Genomic DNA, 22,293 nt, shown 5'->3' on the forward strand with positions numbered 1-22,293 from the left:
TATTTTGAGCATTTATTTAGCAAAAAAAAGTTAAAATCTCATTACTATATTTTTAAGGACTTTTTTTGTTAAATCTTCCCAACGCCCTTGCCTCTCTTAGGATTCTTTTAGCTCCTTTGATGTTTTGGGTTATTTTAAATCCTGATATTTTTACAGACAACGGTTTTCATATATCATGGAACTACTACTTTGCATCTCTATTGTTTGTTTTAGCATCTGCTACTGACTTTTTTGATGGCTATATCGCTCGTGAGTGGGACCAGATGACAATGCTTGGTGGTATCTTAGATCCACTAGCTGACAAGATGCTTACCCTTGCTGCATTTTTGGGACTTATGATGATAGGCGAAGCATCTGCATGGGCTATTTACATCATCATAGTTCGTGAGCTTTTTATCACTGGTATCAGAACTGTTGCAGTTAGTGAGGGAGTCGATGTTAAAGCTTCATGGGCTGGCAAAGTAAAAACTGTAGCACAGATGATAGCCATAGGATTTCTACTAATGCACTGGCCATTTGGAGATACACTGCTGTGGATTGCAGTAGCGCTTACACTCTACTCAGGATTAGAATATCTTTGGGGTTTTAGAAAAGCACTCTTAGGAGGTGAAATATCATGAGTATCTTAGTATCCCTTTTAGTTCTCTCAGCACTTATATTTTTTCATGAACTCGGTCACTATGGGGCAGCGAGGCTGATGGGTGTCTCTGTTGAAGTCTTTAGCATTGGCTTTGGTAAGAGAATGCTTACATTTAAAAAGTGGCAGACTGAGTGGAGTATCTCAGCTATTCCTCTTGGCGGATATGTCCGCATGAAAGGTCAAGACGACACTGATCCTAGTAAAAAAAGTTATGACGCAGATAGTTACAATGTAAAGACTCCATCTCAAAAGATTTTTATCCTTCTAGCTGGTCCTCTTGCAAACTTTGTTTTAGCCTTTATACTCTACTTTTTCATAGCACTAGGAGGTCCAAATATTCTCTCGCCTGTTATCGGCGAAGTTGTAAAAGACTCTCCTGCCGAACTTGCTGGACTAAAGACAAATGACACCATTAAAAGTATTGATGGCGTAAAAATAAACACATGGAAAGAGATGGCTGGCATCATAGAGAGATCAGAGGGCTCTTTAAATGTTGAGATTATAAGAGATGGCTTTATAGAGTCTAAAACTCTAACACCTAACATAAAAGAGACTACAAACATGTTCAATGAAGTAGTACAAAAAAAGATGATAGGCATAGGAAGTGCAGGAGTCTCACACAAACTTGAACTCTCTGCTGCACAAACACTTAGCTATGCAACCGAGCAAACCATCTTTGCCTCTACTGTTATCTTTACAGGACTTAAAAAGCTTATAGTTGGAGAAGTTCCAGCTAAGGAGCTCGGCGGTGTGATAAGCATAGTAAAACTAACCTCAGATGCAACAGATGCAGGCTGGATGAGTGTACTCTTTTTTGCAGCACTTATCTCTGTAAACTTAGGAGTTTTAAACCTCCTCCCAATCCCTGCCCTTGATGGTGGACACATTATGTTTAATCTTTATGAGTTACTTTTTAAAAGAGAAGCGAGTAAAGCCGTTCTTATAAAACTAACTATAGCGGGCTGGGTAGTACTCTTTTCGCTTATGGGGTTAGGTCTTTATAATGATATAAATAGATTGATGGGTTGATAAATCTTAGCACAAAGCTATAAAAATATATCCTTTTTTCGATAAAATCATATTTGCAAAATATTTAAAAATAAATTGAAGTTTTATTGTAAGAGGATATAGATGACACAAGAAGAGTATAAAATATATATAGATGATGTGCTTAGAAGAGTTGAAAGTGCTAGGCTTAGAGTTAGTGACTACCATATAGTTAAAATCATAGCTATTAGTAAGTACTCTACATCTGCTGAAATAGAGAAACTTTACGCTATCGGACAGAGAGCTTTTGGTGAGAACAAAGTTCAAGACTTAAAAGCAAAGGCTAATGAACTTGAAGAGTTGCCTTTAGAGTGGCACTTTGTGGGAAATCTGCAAAAAAACAAGATAAATAACTTACTTGATATTAATCCTACTCTCTTTCACTCGCTTGATAGCATAGAATTAGCTTATGAGCTTCAAAAAAAACTCAAAGCAAAAGAGATGACCTTAGATGCACTTATGCAGATAAACTCAGCTAAAGAGGACTCAAAACACGGTTTTATGCCAGAAGTTGCAGTAGAAGCTTATGAAAAAATAAAAAAAGAGTGTCCAAACATAAACCTAAAGGGTGTTATGAGTATTGGTGCACATAGTCAAGACAAAAATATCATAAAGAAAAGTTTTGAGACTACATTTGATATTTACAAATCACTAGATGGTGCTAGCATATGTTCCATGGGAATGAGTGGAGATTTTGAGCTAGCAATAGAGTGTGGCTCAAATATGATAAGACTTGGTTCTATCATGTTTAACAAGTAACATACAGCCTTTTTTATATTTTCACTACATTTTAATGAAGCTTTTATTATAATTATTATCATAAATTTATATTATTTAAAAGGTTAAAAATGACAAAAACTCTGCTTCTGGATAAATACCCAATTTACTCACTAAGTTTAAATAAGAGTGAGATAAAAGAGAAGAGTGTTGATGAGATTGTAAAGTATTTTATACAAATGATTGAGCAACACCCTATAGCTACAAATATCGCTGTTTTTGACCACTTTAAACATACAAAAAACTTAGGCGGAGAGATAGATAAAAATATTCTTAATGCTAAAAATGTTGTTTTTTGCTTTGGCGCAGCTATTCCAAACTCTAAAATATTGGCAGTTAGACCTAGAAGTATTGGTATAGTAGAGTTTAGAGATAGTTTTAGCATAGAGTTTATGGAAGCTCCAAATCCTAAACTCCAAGAAGTGATGCTTGAGTGGGTTATGAAGTTAAAAAACAGCTAGTATGGGAACACTATTTTAAAAACTGCTCCGTGTTCACCGTTACTAACTTGCAGTTCGCCACCACAATGCTCTTCTATAATTATTTTGCTCATGTAAAGACCTAGCCCTGTTCCACTTCTTTTCATCTTTGTAGAAAAATATGGATCAAAGATATTTTCTAGATTTTCTTTTGCTATTCCGCCACCATTATCACTTATTTCTAAAACTCTTTTGTTCTTATTTTTATATGTTTTTATTTTTATATATGCATCTTTTATGTTTTTTTCAACTAAGACATCTTCTGCATTTTTTAGTAAGTTGATTATGACATGCTTTAGCTCGTTTGAGTAGGTATTAAACTCACTTCTACAGTTTAACTCTTTAATGATTTTTATATTTTTTGCTAAAATTGATTCGCCTATGATACTAAGAACTACTTTTACTTCATCACAAAAATTAGTTTTTTGCATCTCTTTATTTGGTCTGAAAAAGTTTCTAAAGTCATCTATAGTATCACTTAAATGTTGTGAATAACCTGCTATTTTATTTGTATCTTTTATTAACTTGTCTTTATCAATCTTTCCAAATAAAAGATCAAACTCTATAGATGCAGTTGTCACACTTATCATGTTTAATGGTTGCCTCCACTGATGAGCTATCATACTTATCATCTCTCCCATTTGAGCCAAACGAGACTGCTGAAACATAAGTTTATTTTTTTTATCAACTTCTTTATGTGCTTTTTCTAAATCATCAACAGCTTCTCTCATCTCTTGTGATGCTATATCGAGTGAACGTTCTATAATGCGACGAGTGTCATTGTGATCTTTGTATGATTGTTCTATATACTTTAAGAGATTTTCAAACTTCTCTTTATCTAGTGATTCAAAAGAGCTTATACCAGCTTTTTTAAGCTGTCTGCTTAGTAATTTATCTTCACACATGATTATCTTCTTCATACAGTAACATCAATGTCATAGACTGGTTATGAAAGTCACAACCACCTTCTGAGATATTGGATATCTCTCCATAAGAGTAAAACCCTACAAGTGAGACATTCTCTCCTAAAATATCTCGCACTATCTCTATCTCATCTTCTGCTTCTTGCTTTAACACTATCTTTCTAGCCACACAGTTGATAGCTATACACAAAGCTTTTTGGCTTTTATCGTAGCTTACCATCAGAGACTCAGCAGCTTCTTGTGCGCCATCTATGAGTTCATCTAAGTTAGCTTTTGCAAAAGTTACTATGCTTCCTTGTGGGATACTGCCAGCTAGAGTTATGGAGTTATTCTCTTCATCTATGGCTTTTATGGCTCTAAGTATTGGTTTATCATTTCCCTCTTCTAGTAGCATCAGAGGAAAATAGAGTCCTGATGCTGGTAGTTTATCTGCGTAAGGACCTAAGTATCTTTTGTAAAGTTCAAGTGCTGGTTTGTTATCTAGAGAGTAGAGAATATTTTGGTGTGATGAAGTCACTCTTCTATCTAATCCAAATCTTGACCATCCGCATCTACAGCCAGATCCGACCCGTAAAGAGGTACCGTACAACCCAATTGCCACTATCTGTCTTTTCATAAGTTTTGAGCCTAACAAGATCCAAATCTTGTTAAAGTCAACTCCATCTCCAGCCAAGCCTCCAGTTATAATACACTCCTTTGGAGCATTATAGGAGAGTCCTTTTGTGAGTTCTGAGCCATTAACATTTACAACACTACTAAGCACAAAAATACTCTTTAGATGGTCATCTTTTAGTTCGTTTACTATATCTTTGCCAACTTCAAAAGAGTTTTGTTCACTTATCTCTTTTACTACAACTTTGAATCTACTCTTAGAAAACTTCACAACACTCACACTAAGTGAATCATGAAAAATCTCATTATCATATATCTCTCCAGAGCTTGAAGTGCCTACGATGGTTGAAGTTGGATAGTTATGTATAATATCATCAATACCATCTTTAACATTTAAAATATTTATGCTTCCAAACATAACAATCAGAGTGTTTGCTGAGTCTAGAGTGGCATCTATCTCTTTATTCCACACTCCATCTTCAAAAAGATAAGTCTCTATCTGCATCTACTCTAGCCTCTCTCTTCTTTTCTTAAACCTCACAGCATTGCTAAGAGGATTAGATATAATTTTTTGTTGATATTTTATCATTTTTCTAAAAGGGTTTAAAAACTCTTCAAAGTCACTAGCTTTTATCTTCTCTTTATTATGCTTAGCTAGTAACTCTAAAACAGATAAAACAGACTCTATAGTAGATAAACACTGCTCTGATGGTTGTCGTTTTATCTTAAACTCAGATAATTTTACAGCATCAAAGCTCATCTGTTTTAAAGTTTGTAGATTTTTCGACTCTCTTAACATTTTAAGAGAGCAACTCCATGTAGAGTCTATAAGAAATATCGCCATCTTTTTTTGTGACTCTGGAATACTTTTACTTATATTTATAGCATCTTTTGATGGATATAAGATATAACTATCATATAAGTCTATAATCTCATTTACTCTTTTGTGCTTTGTAAAGTCCACACCTACAAACAACTCAGAGTTTTCTAGAGATAGATGAGTCAAATGCCCAGTCCCATTTTTAACTTTTTTAAACTCTTTTGGATGCATAAGTATAACAAATTTTGTTTTAGTCCCTATTTTATGAACTTCACTACACATACATGAGCTTGCAGGTCGATAACATTTGTAGCATTTTTGTCTATTGATGGTAGATACTCTCACTTTGAATTTAAAGCTCTATATGGAGTGATAAGTGGTGTAAAAAAAACTATTACATCACTCCAGTTACTAGCTGGCGAGTCTGATGGGTTAAAAGTTATGGCATCGTATTTTAGCTCTTTGATTTTTAAATTCTCCTCTTCTATAAGTCCATTTGCTATTTTTAAAAACTCTTCATTTGAAAAACCATATGTAAATGTATAGAGTTGAGAGTCACTAGCTTGGATAATGACATTTAGGTATGAAGCATCTTTTAGTTTTATTTGAACAAGATAAAGGTTGTTTTTTTCACAAACACTCTCATATTTTTGTGAGTTATCAAAAACATACATCACCGTATATAAACCACCATAATTAAACTCAAAATTCATATTGGTATTGGCAACTTCATAAAAAAGAGTTCTAGTATTTTTATCTTGAAGTTTATATCTGCTTACATAGAGGTCTTTAAAGTTTAAAAGCTCTGAACTTACAATTTCGTTAGACAAAATCAACTCACTTTCATCGTGCTTTAGGACGAGTTCATTTTCGTTTTTGAGACTCAAAGAGCTAGTAAAACATCCATTAAATATAAAAAGAGTAAAAAGACTCAAAATAAAACTTCTCATAACTGACCTTATAAAATTAAAGAGTGATTGTAGCATTTGTTTTTAGTTATTTAAGATTAATATCCCAAATTGTTATACAATTAGCTCTTTAAAACTTTAATAGGAAATGCTTTGATAAAACACTATGATCTTGTTGTTGTTGGCGCTGGTGCTGCTGGAATGGTTGCTGCCATCAGAGCTGCACGAAATAACAAAAGTGTTTTACTCTTGGAAAAACTTCCAAAAGTCGGTGCAAAGCTAAAGGCGACTGGTGGAGGTAGATGCAACCTTACAAACACGCTTGAATCACAAGAGTTTATGTCGAAGTTTGGGCGAGATGGTCGTTTTATGCAAGATGCACTAAAAGAGTTTGACTACAAAAAGCTTATGATGTTTTTTAAAAGTATTGGCGTTGAGACCCACGCACCTGATGGCTTTAGAGTTTTTCCAACCTCTCACAACTCTAGCACCATCATCTCAAGTCTAAAAGAAGAGATGCTAAGACTCGGAGTTGAGATTTTATGCTCACAAAAAGTTACAAAACTACAAAGTTATGATGGGCATATATGTCAAGTCCAAACCTCATCACATAGTTTTAAGACTTCAAATGTCATCCTAGCAACTGGTGGTTTGGGTTATCCTATGCTTGGTGCTAATGGAGATGGTTACGCTTTAGCATCTGAGCTTGGACATACATCAACTGCCTTATATCCTGCAATGATGCCACTTCATACTAAAGAGGGTTGGGTAAAGAATTGTCGCGCAGACACCATCGCAAAAGCCGAGCTTAGAGTTGATATGAAAAAGTATAAAAAACTAAAAGCAAAAGGTGATCTTATCTTTACAAACAGAGGCATAAGGGGTCCAGTAGTTCTAGACTTTGCAAGAGAGATAACGCCACTTATAGATAAGTATAAAGAGGTAAAAATCTTAGTAAATCTTACAAAAGGTATGAATGAAGATGATATATTAAAGCACATAAGAGATGAAGCTAATAAGAATCCCAACTCAAGTATGTTAAATATAGTAAAGACTCTACTTCCCGATACTCTCTCTAGTGAGATATGTCTACTTGCTTCTATAAAAGAAGATGCAAAACTAAAAGATATCTCAGGAAAACAAAAAAACAAACTTATACAGACTCTAGCATCAACGCCCCTAACCATTGTGGGTCACGATGGGTTTGAGAGAGCAATGATAACAAGAGGAGGAGTTAGTTTAAAAGAGATAAATCCTAAAAATATGCAGAGCCGACTCATTTGTGGTTTGTACTTTTGTGGAGAAATTATGAATCTTGATGGACCATGCGGAGGATATAACCTCCAATGGTCTTTTGCTAGTGGTTATCTAGCAGGAAGTCTCTCTTAGAGAGTCTGTTAAGCTATTTTTTTAAAATTTTCTTTACAATTTTCTTAGCTTCTTTTTTGTCCTCTGGTTTTTTCTTAATCACACTTTTAGATACTGACTTTGCAACTGACTTTGCGTCTTTTTTCTTAATAACTTCTTTTTTTACTGCTTTTTTAGTTGCTTTAGCAACAACTTTTTTTATATCTTTTTTTGATAGTTCCTTAGCCATTTTTGACTCCTTTTATTTGTTTTGCTCAAGAACAAGAGCTAATTTGAACCTATTAGAATCATTATAGCTATACATAGTTATTTTAGGCTTAACATCAATGGCTAAAGCACTAATAAAAGTAGCGAATAGAGGCAAAGCCATACGCTTTTGTATTTTTTATCAGCTCTATTTGCTCATGGCTGATTATCCCACCAAGAGCAAATACCTTTATCTTACATATATCCAAAAGCGTCTCTAACTCTTCTACCCCTTTTGGCTCACCCTTGTTTGGAGATGCAAAGATTGGGCTATATGTAACCATATCAGCACCTTTTTGCTCTGCTGTTAAAACCTCATCTATTGTATGTGTACTTATAATAACTTCAAGTCCTAACTCTTTTGCATACTCTATCTCGTCACTTTGAGTTGAAGTTAGATGCACTCCAGATGCTCCAGTCTCTTTTGCAAGTTTTACATCTCTATGGATAAAACTCTTAATCTCTTTAAACTCTTTACAAATCTCAACAAAATGTGCAGCTTGAATATTGTAGTTTGGATTTGTTTTATCTCTATATAGCGCATAGTCTGGCGAGTGCTTTGTAAACTGTTCATACAGGATTGTGCGAAATATAGCAGGCGTATCTGTGTAAAACTCTCTTGAGGTTATAAGATACTTTTTCATCTTAAAATTGGGTTTATAAACTGAACTGCTTTAGCCTTATGCCCAGCTAAAAATCTCTGTGAGACTCCATCAACATGGTAGGCTAGTCGGTTTAAAAGATAGAGTGCATCACCACTATATTTTTCTTGTGACTCTTTTATATACTCTTTTAAAAAAACTATTTTTTGCTCTTCATCTTCTATCTCTATGCTTTTAATAATCTTTACTATCTCATCATACTCATCACCGCAAGAGCTTAGAAAATCATAGGACAAATCTATAGTCTTCATAGTATTAAGTGCATAAGAGAAGTTGAAGTGATTGTAGAGCATACAACCTACAAAGTATTCAATATCTGAGTCTTCAAACTCACTATATTGTCTATCTTCATCCATAAAATGCTTGTACCAAATATTTAATATCTTTTGTGTTTTTTCTTTCATGGATGAATTATACCCAATGAGAGGCGAAGATAGCTTTTAGTGACACATAAGTGACACTTTTTATTATGAGTGTTTAAATCATCTTGGACTAAACTTCTCTTTACAAAAGCAAAGGAGAGTTATGGCGATGGTAGATACAATTTTAAAAAGAGATGGTACTCAAGCGGAATTTTTATCTTTCAAGATTGAAGATGCTATCAAAAAAGCTTTCAAGAGTGAGAGAGTTATCTATGATAGTTCTATCTTCTTTAATGTTCTAGATAGACTTAAAAGCAAAAGAGTTGTAGCAGTTGAGGATATTCAAGACAGCATAGAAAAAGAGCTATATAAAGCTAGATATTTTGAAGTAATGCGCTCATTTATTCTTTATAGACATATGCACAAGATGCAAAGGGATGCTCTTTTAGATGAGGACACAACTTATATAAACTCAACTCAAACTATAGAAGAGTATATAAACAAGAGTGACTGGCGTATAAAAGCGAATTCTAATACAGGCTACTCTAACGCTGGACTTGTAAACAACACAGCTGGAAAAGTTATAGCAAACTACTGGCTAGATAAAATCTACTCAAGAGAGGAAGGATATGCTCATCGTAATGGTGATTATCATATCCATGATTTAGACTGTTTGACTGGTTATTGTGCTGGTTGGAGCTTGAGAGTCCTTCTTGATGAGGGTTTTAACGGAGTTCGCGGTCGTGTTGAGAGTGATGCACCTAAACACTTTCGTGAAGCTCTTGGTCAAATGGCAAACTTTCTTGGAATACTACAGAGTGAGTGGGCAGGCGCTCAGGCGTTTTCATCGTTTGATACATACTTAGCTCCCTATGTTTTTCGTGACAAACTCCCATACAAAGAGATAAAAAAGGCTGTTAGAAGTTTTATATATAACTTAAATGTTCCAGCTCGTTGGGGTCAGTCACCTTTTACAAATGTAACTATTGACTGGACAGTCCCAGAAGATTTAAAAGATCAAACTCCAACTTCAAAACAGTCACATCTATTTAAAAATCTTTTAGATAGTGAACTTGAAGCTGAGGCAAAAAGAAGAGGTTGTAATGCTCTTGATGAGATGACGTACAAGTACTTTCAACCTGAGATGAACCAGATAAACAAAGCTTACTATGAGGTTATGACAGAGGGAGACAAGACAGGACAACCTTTTACTTTTCCTATTCCAACTGTAAACATCACAGAAGATTTTGACTGGTATGGTGAAAATACAGATATACTCTTTGAAAATACGGCAAAAGTAGGCTCTTCATACTTTCAAAACTTCATAGGCTCTCAGTACAAGAGAGATGAAAATGGGAACTTAGTAGAAAATGAGGAAGCATATAAACCTGGTCATGTAAGAAGTATGTGTTGTAGGTTGCAACTTGATTTAAGAGAACTTCTTAAGCGTGGTGGCGGTCTCTTTGGAAGTGCAGAGATGACTGGAAGCATAGGAGTTGTAACACTCAATATGGCTAGACTTGGCTTTTTATATAAAGGCAATGAAGAAGCTCTGATGGCTAGAGTTGATGAGCTCATGATTCATGCAAAGAGCACGTTAGAGAAAAAGAGGGTATTTATCCAAGAGATGTATGATAGAGGTCTTTTTCCATATACTAAGAGATATCTACCAGGTTTTAAAAACCACTTCTCAACCATAGGGGTAAATGGCATCAATGAGATGATAAGAAACTTCACATCAGATGCTTATGATGTTAGTGATGAGCGAGGCATTGAGTTTGCAACAAAACTACTCAACCATATGAGAGATAAAATGGTAGAGTTTCAAGAAGAGACAGGCAATCTTTATAACCTAGAAGCTACTCCTGCTGAGGGAACTACTTATAGGTTTGCAAAAGAAGATAAAAAGAGATATGGCGACTCAATCCTACAAGCTGGAATGGGTGAGAATATCTACTATACAAACTCATCTCAAATCCCAGTAGATTTGACAGATGATCCATTTGAAGCACTTACACTTCAAGATGATTTGCAATGTAAGTATACAGGCGGAACAGTTCTACATCTATATATGCAAGAGAGAATCAGTTCAACTGAGGCTTCAAGAAAGCTAGTAAAAAATGTAATCTCAAACTTTAGACTGCCTTACATTACAGTCACTCCACTCTTCTCAGTATGTCCAAAACATGGATATATTGCAGGAGAGCACGAGTATTGTCCAAAATGTGATGAGGAGTTGCTGATGGAACAAAAAGAACTTGAGGTTTCGTAAAAAATCAACAAGCGAGGTTTTAGCCTTGTCAAACTTGGTTACACCTCTTCTTAGACTGTGAATAACTCGGAAGCGAGGCTTTAGCCTCACTTCCGGAAGCTGTAACAACTGCTCTTGTTCCCAAATTATAAGAGTGTAGTGTTACTAGATAGATATATTAAATAAAACAAAAGGAAAACAAAATGAGTAAGAACGAAGCATTAGCGCTGTTAAATGAAAAAAGACAAAAGTGTATAGTATATACAAGAGTTATGGGTTATCATAGACCTGTAGAGAGTTTTAATGTGGGTAAAGCTGGTGAACATAAACAGAGAAAGCAATTCACTGAACACTAGAACTGTATATGATATAACAAAGTTCACTCATGTTGATTATCCAGATCACTTAGCTTGCATCATTTGGCTAAGTGGTTGCAATATGAGATGTGACTATTGCTATAACAAAGATATTGTTTTTGCAAAAGAGGGAAGCCACACATTTGTGGATGTACTAGAGTTTTTAAAAACTAGAGTAGGTCTACTTGAAGCTGTGGTTTTATCTGGCGGAGAAGCAACCATGCATAACTTAGTAGAATTCTCTTATGCCATCAAAGAGCTAGGTTTTAAGATAAAACTAGACACTAATGGCACAAATTTCACACAAGTAAAAAAACTTATAGAGTTAGATTTGCTTGACTTTGTAGCACTTGATTATAAAGCACCAAAAGAGAAGTTTACACAAATCACCCACTCAAATAAGTATGAAGAATTTTCTAAAACACTTGATTTTCTTATAGAATCAAACACTGCCTTTGAAGCTAGAACAACGTTGCATAGTGATCTTTTAAGTACAGAGGATATAAACTCCATCATCAAAGACCTAAAGCGAAGAGGCTACAAAAACAACTACTACATTCAAAGTTTTTTAGACACCAAGATAAACATCGCAAATCTTAAAGCTCCAACATCAACTTTTGACAAATCTATACTCTTAGATGAACTTAATATCATCTGGCGTTAATATATATCAAGCTATTTATATTAATTATTAGATAAAATAAAGACATATATTTTTATGGAGTAGATTTTGATGCAAAGCCCAGAGCCAAAACTAAATAAACGAGAGAGATACAAAGCAAGACTAAAACCTATAGAGTATTTCAAAGAATTTGAAGATCTTGACTTTGAAAACTTAGCAGAGGGAGATAGATTTTTCCTTCAAGACTTTGGTATCTTTACTACTGACTTTTTAGAAGATGAATTTACTATGCGTCTTCGAGTTCCTGCTGGAAGAGTTACAACTGAGCAGTTTTGCCATATTGCAAATGTGGTTGAGGAGTATGACTTAACTCTTATCACAACTGCAAGAGGTGGTCTACAACTCCACGACCTCGAAGCGGATGATGTCTTAGCAATTTGGAAAAAACTAAACTCTCATAAACTAACCACCTGGCAAAGTTTTGGCGACAATATAAGAAATATAGTAAGCGATGTTTATGATGGTTGTGGAGCTTTTAATGTTATAGAAGCATATCCCATCATAGAAAAGATGCAAGACTATATAGTTAAAAATCCCCGCTATGTTGGTATGTTACCTCGTCGTGTATCTATTGGCATAAGTGGAAATAGTGCAAGTGTTACCTCATTTTTTGCAAATGACCTCTACTTTGCACTTGCAAAAAAAGATGGTGTTTATGGTTTTAAAGTTTACATGGGCGGAAAAAATACAGAGATAGCCGAGGATGCCGACATATTTTTGCTTGAGGGAGAAGTTTTTGACTTCTTTAAAGCTTTTGTAGAAGCTTTTTATCTTCATGGCTCTCGTTTTACAAGATCTAGAACACGTCTTTTTTATCTTATAGAAGAGATAGGGCTAGATGCACTTAAAGCTCACATCCAAAAGGAGTACGGTAAGCCTTTTAATAGCGGTGCGGAGATTGTACTAAAAAAGAGGGTCTTCTTGCCGCATGAAGAGTTAAAAGATAAAACTTTTTCTTACTGCTATCAAACTGACTTTGCAAGACTAAGTGTTAAAGAGATAAGAGAGATAGCTGACTTTGCAAACAAAAACAACGTAGAGATTAGAATAGGTATAGATCAAAATATCTACCTACTTGGATTAAAAGAAAAATCAACTCCATTTGCATCTCCAAAAGAGAGTTCAACCATCATAGCCTGTGCAGGAAGCTTGTGCCCCTACTCTTTTTGGAGCATAAAAGATGAGACAAAGTACATACCACTTAGTCGCATAGCAAAACATGGCATCACAGTTGGTTTTTCAGGCTGTATCAAAGGCTGTGGAAGACATAGACATACTGATATTGGACTTGTTGGACTAAAAACAAATAACTTTGGCGACACAGATGGGGGAGCTAGAGTTTTTCTAGGTGCAGTTCACACAACTGGAAAGAACGTTGGAAGAATGCTCTTTTCTATGGTTCCCTTTGTTCATCTTTATAAAACTCTTGATCTTATTATAGATATCTATGAACTAAGTAGCTTCAATAACTTTGAAGAATTTTCAGACAATATCTTAAACAAGTTCTCAGAGGAGTTTTTAGCTATTTGGATATTGGCGAGTCTGCAAACAAACAAAACACTAAAGTTAGAGCCAGCAGGCTCTGGATTTGCTTATGAAAAGTCTCTTTTAATGACTCACTTTAGTGATGTTGATTTTATAGAACCAATAGATGAGAGTTTTTCACCTTCCATCAGTGCAATGGCAAAAAAACTCTGGACAGTGGAGGGAGAAGACCCAACCTATAAACCAAGCATTGATAGAGTAAAATTTCGCTAATGCTTTTCTATTTAGTCTTTGGTCTAAAAGCCTTTATAACCTCTTCATTAGTCTCTATATATGGACCTTCAATAAGGTCTATACAGTAAGGAACAGCAGGAAATACTGCATCTAAACACTCACGGATAGACTTTGGTTTTCCCGGAAGATTTATAATCAAAGATTTTCCTCTTATCCCTGCACTTTGACGAGATAAAATTGCAGTTGGCACGTATTGCAGGCTTACTTGACGCATAAGTTCACCAAAGCCTGGCATCATCTTATCGCATACATTTTCAGTTGCCTCTGGAGTTACATCACGAAGTGCTGGCCCTGTTCCACCTGTAGTCACTACCAAGCAGCAAGACTCACTATCACAAAGCTCTTTCATAGTCTTCTCTAGCAAGCTTTGCTCATCTGCTATACATCTATAAACTATCTCAAAATCATTCTTTAAGTACTCTTTCATAGTATCTTGAATTGCCACGCCTGAGATATCTTCATATATCCCTCTACTTGCTCTATCACTCGCTGTTATTACACCTATTTTTATTTTATTCATTTCATTATTTCCTTTATATGATAGATAATAATTGTTTTATAACCGTTTATAAAACAATTATTATCTTAAACACCTTATTTAGTCTGCAAAAAATGATTTGCACCTTTTATATATGTAACAGTAGAGACTTGAGTAAAAAACTCCCTTGCTCCATCAACATCTATGATTTTATCTTTTTCACCTAGATAAACTTCTAATTTTACGCCTTGTTGCACAAGTTTTTCTAACCCATTGATATCCCACTCATAGTTTAACAGCTCTTCTAACTCTTCTTTTGTACTCTTTTTTTGCTCTACAATTTTTTTTTCATAAGGATCAAAACAGAGCTTTATAAACTGCTTTATATAGACTATCTCACTCTTTGTGTAAGAGAGAAGTTGAAGTCTCTTAAACTTTGCATCTCTTGTTTGAAAAAAGGCTGGGGATAGAAGTTGTAGAGTATCTACTCTCTTTTTAACCGCTAGAGTTTTTTGAACATATTCATAAGCTTTTATAGCTCCATAGCTAAACCCTGCTACGGTGTATTTTGTATCATTTATATACTCTTTAAAGAGATAACTCTCTTTTTGCAAAGAAAATCCACTAAAGAACTGCATCTATTGCTTCTTTAACATCTGACTTTGTGATGCTCTCTTTCTCAGAGAGCTTCTCTTCAACCACAATCATTACATCTGACATTTTCTCTATAAGAGCTTTTGTCTCTCTATGTAGCTTTGAGGTAAGAGCCTCATTTTGCTCAATAGAGTAGATAAGAGTCTCACCCATTCCATACTCTTTTAGCATCTTCTCTACAAGCTCTTTAGCCTCATCCAAATCAACCTTAGCACTACTTGCATGCTCGCCGTACTTAATACCACAAGCAACAACTCCAGCTAAAAGCATCTTGATTCTTGATTCAAGCTCATGCTTAATAAGTGGCTCATCTACAGTTGGAGTTAGCTTTTCATTTGAGAGCATTAACTTCTCAAAAGGAAGATCAAAGTAAGTAGCAACTATTGCTTTTGCAGCTTGGTAAGTTACTCTATAGGCCTTTTGTTTATCACTTAGCATCTGAAGCTTTTTCTTTCCAAACATCACTTTATCTTTTACCTGATGGAAGTGATCTATATTGACTTTTTTATCATCTTGTCTTAACGCTAAGAGAGCTGCCTCATTTACAAGTGCAGCTAATGCCGCTCCATTGAAGCCTACTGTCATCTTTGCTATTTTCATGACTTCTAAGTCATTTGGTACTCTGCTTAGGTATTTCTCTAAGATAGCTGCCCTCTCTTTTTTTGTTGGAAGTTCTACAAAAACTCTTCTATCAAATCTACCAGCACGAAGAAGTGCTGAGTCTAGTACATCTATCTTGTTTGTAGCAGCAATAACTATGATGCCGCTTTGACCTTCAAAACCATCCATCTCAGTTAGTAACTGATTTAGTGTAGCTTCTCTCTCATCGTTTCTAACACCCTCTCTTTTTTTACCAACTGCATCTATCTCATCTATAAAAATGATAGAGGGTGCTGAGTTTTTTGCAGCTAAAAAGAGTTCATGAACCCTTTTTGCTCCCATACCTACATAGATCTGTACAAAAGAAGCGCCACTTTGGTAAAAAAACGGCACACCAGCCTCATGCGCAACTGCCTTTGCTATCATAGTTTTACCAACACCCGGAGGTCCAATCAAAAGCACGCCCCTTGGCATCCTAGCACCAAAATTTTTATACCTTGTGGGCTTTTTCATAAAGTCTATAATCTCTTCAAGCTCAATCTTAACATCGCTAATGCCACCAATATCACTAAACTTTACATCACTCTTTATAGCTTCAAGCGGAGCATTTTGTATCTCAACTCTTGAAGCATTAACTCCACCACCTTCAACAATAACCCCTCTTTTTTGCCACCACCTAAAGATAAGTGAGCCTATGCCTAAAGCTAAGACTGCAAAAAGTATATAGACTATGACATTAGAACCAGCACCGACTTCAACTTTATGGTTTATAAACATCTCAGGTTTAACTTGAGAAGATGCTATCTTGTAAATATCGTTATCAGTTTTTAAATATACATAGTCCTTTGTAATAGTTACTTTTTTTACTGTATGATTATCAAGTATCTTTTTTGCTTCATAGAGGGTTATCTTTGAAGAGTTGTCTCTAAGGACTGCAAATAGTACCAAAGCGATAATAAAAAAAGATGATAAATAGAGTAGTATTTTATTTGTCTTAGAGTTTGGCATGATTAAATTCTCCTCTAGCTTCATAGTTTTGTATAGTTACCCAATTTCCTAGTAAGTCCTCTTTTGAATCAACCACTATCTTGTTAAAATGTTGGTCGTGTCCTACAAAGAGAGAGCCTTTTTGACTCTCTAGTAGGACTTCTAACTCACCACTAAAAGCACTTCTAAACTCTAGATTTTTTTGCTTTACAACAGATTCTAACTCATGTAGACGTTCTTTTGCAAGCTTACCATTTACCTCAGGTTTTAGAGTTGCTGATGGAGTACCATCTCGTTTTGAGTATGTAAAGGCATGCAGATGCGTAAGTGGCAGATCTCTTACATTTTGCATAGCCTCTTCCCATAGCTCTTTAGTCTCTCCAGGATGACCTGTTATAAAGTCTGTTCCAATAGCAAAACCCTTTGAGGCTAACTCTTCAAAAAGCTCACAATCATGCTTATAAACATTTCTTCTATTCATCAGCTTTAACATCTTTGGCGAAGTGTGTTGAAGTGCGATGTGAAGATGTCGCTCTAACCAGCTCTCACCTAAAATCTCTTTAAACTCATCTGTTATTTGAATAGGCTCAACACTACCTAGTCTTATGCGTCTAACTCCACGAATTTGTGAGATTTTTTTCATAAGTGAAGCTAGTGAGCTATTGGTTTTTTGTCCATAACTTCCAATATTTGTACCAGTTAAAATAAACTCTCCAAAACCATTAGATGCGAGTCTCTGGATTTGCTCTAAAATTCTTGCCTCATCCATACTTCTAGCATCACCTCTTACAAAGGGAATGATGCAGTATGAACATCTAAAACTGCACCCCTCTTGTATCTTTATAAACGCCCTACTCTTACCAACAAAGTCATCAACAACTGCATTGTCTATATGGTTTAAATCTCCAGCATCATAAAATGGTTTTTCCTCTTGCAAAAAGCTCTCTATCTTTAGCTTTTCACTCTGTCCAAATACTCCATGAACTCTACCACTCTTTAGAAGTGACTCGCCTTTTGTATGAGCGCCACATCCAGTGAGATAAACCTTTGCATCTGATGTTTTTTCTATTTGGCTTAAGTATGAGCGAACATGAGTATCCGCTCCATTTGTAACTGTACAAGAGTTTATAACTATTATCTCAGCCTCAGATTCAACTTCTGTTATCTCGTAGTTTTTTAAAGCTTGCATCATAACTTGTGAATCATAAATATTTGTTCTACAACCAAAGGTTTTAAAAAATACTTTTTTCATATTGTCTCACCAATATCAAAAGGAGGTTCTTTTTTTGTCTCATTATTGAGATGGAGTCTTTGAGTAGGATATGCTATAGTTATGTCATCTTCTTTATTAAAAGCATCAACAATCTCTACAGATATAACACTTCTTAGAGTTAAAGTTGCATAAGCGTTTGTTAAGTACCAAGAATCTATAGATACACCATTTTCTTTTATAAAGGAAAATATTCTAGGTTCAACATTTGTGTTTTTTAGGCTGTACTGATTTCTAAGTTTGTTTAACTGTTTTCTTGTTATATCTGTATAACCTTTAGAGTACTTCTTAACTATCTCTTTTGCTATATGCATAGCTTTTTTGTGGTTAGACTCAAAGGTAATAGTAATATGCACACCATCCCAAACTGTCTTTAGTGTAGAGTGTGTATAGTTGGCTATCATATGTGTAAATACATAGTTATTTGGAATAAAGATGATTCTTCCAGCTCTTCTGTTATCACTAACAGCTGTTAGAGTTATATCTTCAAGTATGGTCATGCGAAGTAATGAGATATCCATAACATCTCCAACATACTTCATTCCAGCCAAATCAACTCGTATCCTATCTCCCACATGAATACTACCACCGATAACCACAACAAGCCAGCCAAGTATACTCATAAACCAGTCTTTCATGGCAATTGCAATACCAGCAGATGCAAATCCAAGTATGGTTACAAGATAACTAGCATTTTCTATATAGTTAAAAAATAGGATAAGTATAATGAGCGTAACATTTAAAAATGTGATGATTTTATTTGTCATATAAAATCGCTCGTTATCAGTTATATACTTCTTAACAATTAGTTTTAGGGTAAAAAATATAAAAAATACTACTAATATAACTACGCCTATTTTAGCGAGTTTTAGAACCTGAACCTCTATATCTTTGTTAATATTTATCTCAATAATTTCTAATCTTTTTTGATAAACCTCAGATGCGACTTCCATAGTCTCTAGCGCTGTCTCAAATCTCTCTAGCTGTTTGTGCTTCTTCTCTATCTCTTTTTCATACTTTTTTTCAGTATCTAGAGCCGCTATCTCTTTATAGATTTCACTCTCTTTACGCAAAAGATTTATGAGCTGAGTTAGTTCATCTTTTCTCTTGATATAGTCATTAAAATCAGAGTTTAAAGTTTTAATAAGTGATATACCAGTAAAAATATCAAAAGGATTGGTAATACTAGGCGTATCTTCAATACTAGGTGGAGTGATAAGAGTTGAAAATGGTGCACTATCTTTTTCTTTAAACTTCTCTATCTGTATAGTTAAAATTTTCTCTTTTGAGATGATGGCGTTTAGTTCATCTTGCTCACTAATAGTTTTTTTCTTTTTGTTTTTTAAAAACTTTATTCTATCTTTTATTTTTTGCAAAGACTCTCTAACATCAAGTGATGTGAGGTAAGATGCATAACTTTTTGTCCAAACTCTCTCTTTAGATATATCTTCTTCTAGCTTTTTTAAACGATTAAGATACTCAGAGATTCTCTTAAGTCTTTGTTGTTCTTGCTCTTGTTCTATCTTTTGGAGCTGCTCTTTACTTAACTTCTCTATAGGTTCAGTTTCTGCAAAAACTATTGAGCTAAGTAGTAAAAACAGAAAAAAGATTATTTTCATTTAACATCTCCAAACTTATCTAAAACAGACATAATCACACTTGGCTCTACATTATTTATGATCTCAACCTCACCAATAGCTTTTGCTAGTATAAAAGTGACGCTTTCATCTGAGCTTTTTTTATCAAGAAAAAAAGCATCATAAAAGCTATTACTATTTTTGATTTTGTAACTTGTTGGTAAGTTATACTTTTGCAAAATATTTTTAACTCTTAAGATTTCATCTCTACTCATTAGTCCAAGACTAAGTGAGACTTCATTTGCCATAATCATACCAATAGCCACAGCTTCTCCGTGAAGAAACTCTTTGTAGTTTGTCTCGTTTTCTATAACATGTGCAAAAGTATGGCCATAATTTAGTGCAGCCCTTAAACCATGCTCTTTCTCATCCTTTACAACAACACTAGCTTTTGTCTCAACCGCTTTTTTTATGGCTTGTGCTAAGAGTTCTTTGTCATTAAGATCTGCATCTTCTAAGAATTCAAAAAAATCTTTATCAAATGTTATCGCCATCTTAAGCATCTCTGCCACTCCAGCACCAAACTCTCGTGGTGCTAGTGTATTTAAAAAATATGGGTCAATAAAAACAGCTTTTGGTTGATGAAATGCTCCAATGAGATTTTTACCATAAGCGTTATTCATTCCAGTTTTTCCGCCAACACTTGCATCTACTTGAGATAAAAGTGTAGTTGGGATTTGTATAAAGTCGATACCTCTTTGGTAGATGCTAGCAGCATATCCTGTCATATCTCCAATAACACCACCACCAAAAGCTATAAGCATTGATTTTCTGTTAAATCTATGGTTAAAGAGTGATTCTAAAATAGTATCTATACTCTCTTGGTTTTTATACTCCTCTCCATCACTTAGAGTTATGATATAGAGCTCTTTTGCACTTATAAAACTAAGAAGGTATGAAAGATGCAAACCTGCTACTTTTGGGTTTGTTATAATGGCTACTTTTGTATCAAAGTGAATTTTTTTAAGAGTGTCTATGCTTATATCATAAGAGTTATCAACAACTTTTTTAAGGGGAATATTTACTTGCATCAGCTATCCAAATTTTAATTAATATATAGGGTATCTCTAGTGATAGATAATACTTAAAAAAGGGTAAGAAAAAGCTAAATCACAAGATTATAGTTGAACAGGTAGAAAAATCTGATGATAATTATCTAGTTTGTAATATAATTTTTCACTATCTGTTGATAAAAGTGAATAGATTCTTCTCTTTTTTACTTTTGGAGTAAATGGCAAGATATGAACAAAATTCTCTTTTTTTCTAAGCTCTCTTATGGGATTTTCATTCTCATTTATAACTTTAATACTCTTAGAAAAAATTGCAGCAAGGTTGTTATAGTGCTCGATGGTTTGCTCTTTATCATCATCATGTTCATTTACATAGCTATAGATTTCTAAGTTAAATCCCATCTGTTCAGAGATGTCAAAAATAGTGGAAGATATCTTCTCTAAGTCTCGATTGTTTGTTAGTATAATAGCTGCATCTTTAACGCTTGAAAAAGATCTATCAGAGAGTTTGAGCACAGGGACATGTGACTCATAAAGAGTGTTTCTAGTATAGTAATCGCCAAACATTTCAGATGAGACTATGACTAAACCTATATGGTAGTATTTTATATCTTTATAAAAAGTAGCTCTTAAATCTCTTGATTTGTACTCTATATCTACAATAACATTTTCATCTCTAAACTCTTTTATATATTGAAGAGTCTCTATATTACTAGGGTTTACCACTTTTATAACTAGGTTATGCTTAAACTTTTTATGAGCAAAAACTGCCCGTCTTATCATCTCTTTTATAGTATTTGAGTTTACTAAGCACATATCTACATATAAAAAGATGTTTGAGCCAAAAGGTTCAGGAAACTGCCCCAACTCTCTCTTAATAGCACGATAAACTGACTTTAAAACAGCAGGATCACCCACTAAAACTAAAAGGTCATTTGGTTGAATCATTCTTCTTCGTGATGGCATAAGAAGTTTTCTATTTCTGTAAATAGCAACAATTCGCCAATTTTTTTGCTCTATTACGCCAATATGCCTATAAACAAAAGAGCTTCCAAATGGAACTAAAACTTCCATTATCTCACCCTCGCCAATCCCTACATTTTGAGCGATTACTGGAACATTTGGTAAATAATCAAGAAGCCTTGATGCTAAAATCTCATTAGAATTAACCATAAGAACATCCGAGTCTTCATTTTGCATATCCCACTGATTTAAAACAATAACACGAAGATTTTTTTTGACAAGTCTTATATTTTTGATAGTATTTTCAGTGTCAAGCTGACTATCCATAGCAATAATGACTTGAACAAACTCCATCTTTAAAAGATTTGAGAGTTTGTAAAAGCTAGTTGGGTCAAATTCGTAAAATTTAAAACGAGCAGGATTAACTTCTTCATACTTTTTTGCTTTAAGCTCAATTACATAGTAAATATTTTCACTTGTATATGTCTCAATAACTCTTTGTATAAAATGTTCGCCTACACTACCATCACTAATTATCAAAATTTTTTTCAAAACAGACTCTACTTTTTAAATTTTTGCCATTATATCATTTTTAAACTCTACATAACTTAGTGGTGCGAGATTATGAGATACTTCGAAAATGAGGCTTTAAAGCTAGGGTACACAGCTTATAAGCCTTGTCCTGCGAGGTTAAAACCTCACTTCCGAGAAGAGATGTCAAGCTTTAAAATTTATAAGGTTTTCCGGAAGTGGGGCTTTAGCCCCGCCTGCATAACTTTAAT

23 protein-coding genes are annotated in these 22,293 nt (G+C 34.5%); 9 read left to right on the plus strand and 14 right to left on the minus strand.

Annotated features, from left to right (window positions below):
- The first annotated feature begins 65 nt into the window (after nucleotides 1-65).
- From pgsA to M947_RS13580, 4 genes are all read left to right on the plus strand, one after another.
- Nucleotides 66-620: a CDP-diacylglycerol--glycerol-3-phosphate 3-phosphatidyltransferase gene (gene pgsA / locus M947_RS13565; protein WP_021286575.1), complete on the plus strand. Its 555-nt coding sequence runs from the start codon at nucleotides 66-68 to the stop codon at nucleotides 618-620.
- On the plus strand, nucleotides 617-1,669 hold the full coding sequence (rseP, locus tag M947_RS13570) for an RIP metalloprotease RseP (protein ID WP_021286576.1): 1,053 nt from the start codon (nucleotides 617-619) through the stop codon (nucleotides 1,667-1,669). Before pgsA ends, rseP begins: the two co-directional genes overlap by 4 nt.
- Nucleotides 1,670-1,771: 102 nt before the next feature.
- Complete coding sequence (locus tag M947_RS13575) at nucleotides 1,772-2,446, plus strand: YggS family pyridoxal phosphate-dependent enzyme (protein ID WP_021286577.1); 675 nt, start codon at nucleotides 1,772-1,774, stop codon at nucleotides 2,444-2,446.
- An 89-nt stretch (nucleotides 2,447-2,535) separates the two neighbouring features.
- Complete coding sequence (locus M947_RS13580; RefSeq protein WP_021286578.1) at nucleotides 2,536-2,925, plus strand: DUF6858 family protein; 390 nt, start codon at nucleotides 2,536-2,538, stop codon at nucleotides 2,923-2,925.
- On the opposite strand, the gene M947_RS13585 is transcribed toward M947_RS13580, so the two are convergent.
- The 4 genes from M947_RS13585 to M947_RS13600 are packed head-to-tail and all read right to left on the minus strand — an operon-like array spanning nucleotide 2,922 to nucleotide 6,248.
- Nucleotides 2,922-3,863 (minus strand): sensor histidine kinase, encoded by a 942-nt coding sequence (locus M947_RS13585; RefSeq protein ID WP_245541242.1) that lies wholly within the window; start codon nucleotides 3,861-3,863, stop codon nucleotides 2,922-2,924. The genes M947_RS13580 and M947_RS13585 overlap by 4 nt on opposite strands.
- A complete protein-coding gene (locus M947_RS13590; protein WP_021286580.1) occupies nucleotides 3,841-4,983 on the minus strand; it encodes an FIST signal transduction protein in 1,143 nt (380 codons plus the stop codon). The genes M947_RS13585 and M947_RS13590 overlap by 23 nt, the downstream gene beginning before the upstream one ends.
- Nucleotides 4,984-5,643: a DTW domain-containing protein gene (locus M947_RS13595; protein WP_031347795.1), complete on the minus strand. Its 660-nt coding sequence runs from the start codon at nucleotides 5,641-5,643 to the stop codon at nucleotides 4,984-4,986.
- Nucleotides 5,640-6,248 (minus strand): hypothetical protein, encoded by a 609-nt coding sequence (locus M947_RS13600; protein WP_021286582.1) that lies wholly within the window; start codon nucleotides 6,246-6,248, stop codon nucleotides 5,640-5,642. The genes M947_RS13595 and M947_RS13600 overlap by 4 nt, the downstream gene beginning before the upstream one ends.
- A gap of 111 nt (nucleotides 6,249-6,359) precedes the next feature.
- Here M947_RS13600 and M947_RS13605 point away from each other — a divergent pair, with 111 nt between their 5' ends.
- The gene (locus M947_RS13605) at nucleotides 6,360-7,595 is read left to right on the plus strand and encodes a BaiN/RdsA family NAD(P)/FAD-dependent oxidoreductase (RefSeq protein ID WP_021286583.1); all 1,236 of its coding nucleotides are present in this window, start codon (nucleotides 6,360-6,362) and stop codon (nucleotides 7,593-7,595) included.
- Between the two features lie 13 nt (nucleotides 7,596-7,608).
- Here the strand turns inward: M947_RS13605 and M947_RS13610 are convergent, their stop codons facing one another.
- The 3 genes from M947_RS13610 to M947_RS13620 form a co-directional block, all read right to left on the minus strand.
- The gene (locus tag M947_RS13610; RefSeq protein WP_021286584.1) at nucleotides 7,609-7,803 is read right to left on the minus strand and encodes a hypothetical protein; all 195 of its coding nucleotides are present in this window, start codon (nucleotides 7,801-7,803) and stop codon (nucleotides 7,609-7,611) included.
- 109 nt (nucleotides 7,804-7,912) lie between these two features.
- Nucleotides 7,913-8,464 carry a thiamine phosphate synthase gene (locus tag M947_RS13615; RefSeq protein WP_021286585.1) on the minus strand — a complete coding sequence of 184 codons (552 nt, stop codon included), beginning with the start codon at nucleotides 8,462-8,464 and terminating at the stop codon, nucleotides 7,913-7,915.
- The gene (locus M947_RS13620) at nucleotides 8,461-8,886 is read right to left on the minus strand and encodes a hypothetical protein (protein ID WP_021286586.1); all 426 of its coding nucleotides are present in this window, start codon (nucleotides 8,884-8,886) and stop codon (nucleotides 8,461-8,463) included. Before M947_RS13620 ends, M947_RS13615 begins: the two co-directional genes overlap by 4 nt.
- A gap of 127 nt (nucleotides 8,887-9,013) precedes the next feature.
- Here M947_RS13620 and M947_RS13625 point away from each other — a divergent pair, with 127 nt between their 5' ends.
- The 4 genes from M947_RS13625 (at nucleotide 9,014) to M947_RS13640 (ending at nucleotide 13,891) form a co-directional block, all read left to right on the plus strand.
- Nucleotides 9,014-11,116 (plus strand): ribonucleoside triphosphate reductase, encoded by a 2,103-nt coding sequence (locus M947_RS13625; protein WP_031347796.1) that lies wholly within the window; start codon nucleotides 9,014-9,016, stop codon nucleotides 11,114-11,116.
- Between the two features lie 182 nt (nucleotides 11,117-11,298).
- Nucleotides 11,299-11,451: an anaerobic ribonucleoside-triphosphate reductase gene (nrdD, locus tag M947_RS23470; RefSeq protein ID WP_021286588.1), complete on the plus strand. Its 153-nt coding sequence runs from the start codon at nucleotides 11,299-11,301 to the stop codon at nucleotides 11,449-11,451.
- Nucleotides 11,414-12,115 carry an anaerobic ribonucleoside-triphosphate reductase activating protein gene (locus M947_RS13635; RefSeq protein ID WP_031347797.1) on the plus strand — a complete coding sequence of 234 codons (702 nt, stop codon included), beginning with the start codon at nucleotides 11,414-11,416 and terminating at the stop codon, nucleotides 12,113-12,115. Before nrdD ends, M947_RS13635 begins: the two co-directional genes overlap by 38 nt.
- Nucleotides 12,116-12,184: 69 nt before the next feature.
- Complete coding sequence (locus M947_RS13640; protein WP_021286590.1) at nucleotides 12,185-13,891, plus strand: nitrite/sulfite reductase; 1,707 nt, start codon at nucleotides 12,185-12,187, stop codon at nucleotides 13,889-13,891.
- A gap of 7 nt (nucleotides 13,892-13,898) precedes the next feature.
- Here M947_RS13640 and mog read toward each other — a convergent pair whose 3' ends face one another.
- The 7 genes from mog to M947_RS13675 all read right to left on the minus strand — a co-directional run bounded on the left by mog (nucleotide 13,899) and on the right by M947_RS13675 (nucleotide 22,063).
- On the minus strand, nucleotides 13,899-14,432 hold the full coding sequence (gene mog, locus M947_RS13645; protein ID WP_021286591.1) for a molybdopterin adenylyltransferase: 534 nt from the start codon (nucleotides 14,430-14,432) through the stop codon (nucleotides 13,899-13,901).
- A gap of 74 nt (nucleotides 14,433-14,506) precedes the next feature.
- A complete protein-coding gene (gene bioV, locus M947_RS13650; RefSeq protein WP_021286592.1) occupies nucleotides 14,507-15,028 on the minus strand; it encodes a pimelyl-ACP methyl ester esterase BioV in 522 nt (173 codons plus the stop codon).
- Nucleotides 15,015-16,652: an AAA family ATPase gene (locus tag M947_RS13655; RefSeq protein WP_021286593.1), complete on the minus strand. Its 1,638-nt coding sequence runs from the start codon at nucleotides 16,650-16,652 to the stop codon at nucleotides 15,015-15,017. The genes bioV and M947_RS13655 overlap by 14 nt, the downstream gene beginning before the upstream one ends.
- The gene (gene mtaB, locus M947_RS13660; RefSeq protein WP_021286594.1) at nucleotides 16,639-17,883 is read right to left on the minus strand and encodes a tRNA (N(6)-L-threonylcarbamoyladenosine(37)-C(2))-methylthiotransferase MtaB; all 1,245 of its coding nucleotides are present in this window, start codon (nucleotides 17,881-17,883) and stop codon (nucleotides 16,639-16,641) included. Before mtaB ends, M947_RS13655 begins: the two co-directional genes overlap by 14 nt.
- Nucleotides 17,880-19,520 carry a mechanosensitive ion channel family protein gene (locus M947_RS13665; RefSeq protein ID WP_021286595.1) on the minus strand — a complete coding sequence of 547 codons (1,641 nt, stop codon included), beginning with the start codon at nucleotides 19,518-19,520 and terminating at the stop codon, nucleotides 17,880-17,882. The genes mtaB and M947_RS13665 overlap by 4 nt, the downstream gene beginning before the upstream one ends.
- Nucleotides 19,517-20,569 carry a 3-dehydroquinate synthase gene (aroB, locus tag M947_RS13670; protein WP_021286596.1) on the minus strand — a complete coding sequence of 351 codons (1,053 nt, stop codon included), beginning with the start codon at nucleotides 20,567-20,569 and terminating at the stop codon, nucleotides 19,517-19,519. The genes M947_RS13665 and aroB overlap by 4 nt, the downstream gene beginning before the upstream one ends.
- Before the next feature lie 87 nt (nucleotides 20,570-20,656).
- On the minus strand, nucleotides 20,657-22,063 hold the full coding sequence (locus tag M947_RS13675) for a COG3400 family protein (RefSeq protein WP_021286597.1): 1,407 nt from the start codon (nucleotides 22,061-22,063) through the stop codon (nucleotides 20,657-20,659).
- Between the last annotated feature and the right edge of the window lie 230 nt (nucleotides 22,064-22,293).

The sequence above is a fragment of the Sulfurimonas hongkongensis genome (assembly GCF_000445475.1).
GTDB classification, from domain to species: Bacteria; Campylobacterota; Campylobacteria; order Campylobacterales; family Sulfurimonadaceae; genus Sulfurimonas; species Sulfurimonas hongkongensis.